Below are 3,272 nucleotides of genomic sequence, written 5' to 3' on the forward strand. Positions count from 1 at the left end.
CAAAAAAATCTTATAATTTGCAGCAAAAAAAGAACCAAATTACCGATTAATATTTATTTACCGACAGGCTCTTAGTAATATTATAATTTTTTATACTCGATTCTGTCTACTTTTAATAGAATAATCATAATTAATCAAATATGCACAGAACCTAGACATGGTACTTCTTCTGTAGCATCAATATCAATAACTGTATCATCGTTTGTGCCTGAGGCAATTTTATTAAGCCAAGTAAGGGTAGTAGCGGCTTTCTCAGCAATATTTTTACCTGCACTACTAATTGCCTTACCAACATTTAAATCCGATATAGCAGTTGTTAAAACATCTATTAAAGTTGCAAGACTTAAGAATTTTAAATCTTTAATAGACTCAAACATTATTAAAGGTACTATCGCTACAGTCAACCTTGCAGCATCATTGTAGTAAAACTTTTGAAAAAACACATCATTAGTTAATTTTTTGCCGGTGATATTTTCTATAACTTTATTGCCACAATATGTTGATACCAATAAAGAAGCAAGACGCATTAATTTAACAGAAGTGGAGGCATAAAACATTGGATCTTCATAAAATTCTAATTCTGGATTACGAAAATAAAAACATATATAATCTAAAATCAGCGTGGCTATTGCCGAACACATAGCAGTACTCTTCCATCCATGATAGGTACTAATGTCTGGTTCAATATTGTTAAAATCTATATCTTGATTAGTAAGTTTATTATATATTGCCTGAAGTTTTATTTGCGTATTCTTATCTTTTTCGGAATGTTTATATAGTAACTGAAAATATGGTTTAATTTCTTCAGCTGTAAATTTCTTATTCTCAATTAAAGCCGGTACAATTTTATCATGCAAAAATTTAATTAATTTATTTTGCATAAAATTTGTAACTTTACTTTGTTCTTCTACTACTCCTGCAGCTGCAGACCATCGCAAAGCCGTATATACAATTATACGATTAATAATATCATTATTTAATAAATCGATAGGCTGTAACCCTAAATTAGCAGCATATCTAAAACAAATCGCAGTTGTATTTACGGCATCATTAGCAAGGCTTGGAGTGTAATCAAATAAAAATTTAATGTCTTCAGCATTTTCATTGTCATTGTTATTTTCTAATGCTTGAAACATATTATTATTAATCTCTTTAGTTTGTCTATTTGATAAGACCGTACCTGGAAAAGATAATAAAATTTGTAGCATCGCAAGGCTAGTGGTCGGTAAAGCACATAATTCATACCAAGGATCATCTTCATCAATTACATACGAACGTAAAGCAATTACACCGGCTATAAGAGCAGCATAAGTAGCTGCTATTTTACCTGAATGGTTGCTAACTAAATCTGATTTTTCAGTTAACCAAGAAGCAATTTTATGATCTTCATTATATTTATCCGTAGCTTTTTCTATTCTAGTAAGACTTTGCTCTAATGAATTAAGATGATTTGTAAAATTTAAATGGGCTTTTTTTACTATATTAAACTCGGCTTCATAAGAGGAAGATACATTTAAAGTATTTGTAAGTAATATTGCTTTAGCTATATAGCGATATAAAAAATACTCTCTCGTCAGAGGATATGCCATAGCATCGATTTCTTCGGCTGCTTTAATCAAGCTTTCAGATTGATCTAAATTATTTTTTAAAAATCCTTGGGCTTTAGTCACAAAGGTACTAAACTCTAGTGCATTTATATCCCCTATATTATCTAGCATAGAATCAATGATATTCTTGTTTTCTACTCCTATTAACTTCTGTAGCTTTGTATCTAAAAAATGATCTTGATTATTTATCTCTCCAAAACAATTGCTCCAGTGAGAATGACCGATATTCTCATCTTGATACTTTCCGGTAGCAGCTACTTTACTTAACATTGTTTCTAAATATTGAGTATAAATAAAACTTTGATCTAGTATCGTTAAATCTTTAAAATTTTTATCACAGAACCATATTTTCAATACCTCACCTAAATTAAAACTAGCAAGTGCTGTAGTAGTTTTCCATAATCTTACGCCTAAATTTGATATATCATTATAATATTTTATTATTACTTCTAGTTTATTACTCATAATTTCAATTAAATAAATATTAAAGTTAAAATAAAAATATAAAAATCTCTTAATATTTATTCAAATCTTTTATATGTAATTATTTATAATCTTTAATTATTTTATTATGAGATAACATTAAAATCACACACGGGCAACGCCGGTTTCTGATAAGAGAGAAGAGTATTAGGGCGCAAAAGTTTTTAACCAAAAAACAATAGTTGTGGACATAATATATCCTTTTTTATCTTCTATTTGCAACAGAATCTGATTAATGATATAAAAAATATCAATATCTAAATCGTCTATATACTCGCTGAATCTGAAAAATTGGCTACGTCGTCTTTGTAAGACCTCGGATGCTCACGTATTATTATTTTACGCTCCGCTCCTCAGCTTACAGACTCCTTGCTCTTTTCCAAATTGAGCTTCGTATACCAACTTTTCATTTACTCGGAGTATATTATAATGAGAATACTAATAACAGGAGCTAACGGCTTTATTGGCTCATATATTACAGCTGAATTATTAAAGAATAATTATGAAGTAATATGCTGTGTTAGAGATGTTGAATCTACCAAGAAAAAATTCCCTACTGCAGAAGTTATATATTGTGATTTTAATATAGACCTAACACCACAAAGCTAGATAAATAGATTAAATAACATAGATATAGTTATTAATGTATCAGGTGTATTAAAGTCTAGTCATGCTAATAATATTGAAAATGTTCATGTCAATGGTCCAAAGGCTCTATTTAAGGCTTGCACCATTACTAATGTAAAAAGAATTATTCATATTTCAGCTCTTGGAATAGATGATGAAGAAAACACTGCTTATGCGTTAACTAAAAAAGCAGCTAAAGCATATTTACAAAAATTAGAAAATATAGACTGGGTAATTTTGCAGCCATCTCTTGTTTACGCAAGCGGTTGTTACGGTAGTACCTCACTATTTAGGGCTCTTGCAACATTACCGTATTTTATTCCTTTAATAGGCGATGGTTTACAACAATTTCAACCTATTCATATTGATGATTTAACGAAAGTAATTATTCACTGTATAGAAAGGAAGGAAAAATCCACAAATTATTAAAAATAGTTGGACCAGACATAGTTACCATGAAGGATATCTTGCTTGGATTTAGAAAATGGCTTGGAGTTAATCCTGGAAGACTAATTAAAATTCCTCTAATATGTAATAGTTGAGATTTAATCTTAC

Annotated in this window: 1 protein-coding gene and 1 pseudogene; one reads left to right on the forward strand and one right to left on the reverse strand. The window is 29.6% G+C overall.

Going from position 1 to position 3,272, the window contains the following annotated elements:
- Positions 1–134: 134 nt before the first annotated feature.
- Positions 135–2,072: a hypothetical protein gene (locus KYQ89_RS00560; protein ID WP_218459863.1), complete on the reverse strand. Its 1,938-nt coding sequence runs from the start codon at positions 2,070–2,072 to the stop codon at positions 135–137.
- 447 nt (positions 2,073–2,519) lie between these two features.
- On the opposite strand from KYQ89_RS00560, the pseudogene KYQ89_RS00570 reads away from it, so the two are divergent.
- A pseudogene (locus tag KYQ89_RS00570) lies at positions 2,520–3,146 on the forward strand (NAD-dependent epimerase/dehydratase family protein).
- Positions 3,147–3,272: the final 126 nt, after the last annotated feature.

This window comes from Rickettsia sp. TH2014 (assembly GCF_019249195.1).
Classification (GTDB): Bacteria; Pseudomonadota; Alphaproteobacteria; order Rickettsiales; family Rickettsiaceae; genus Rickettsia; species Rickettsia felis.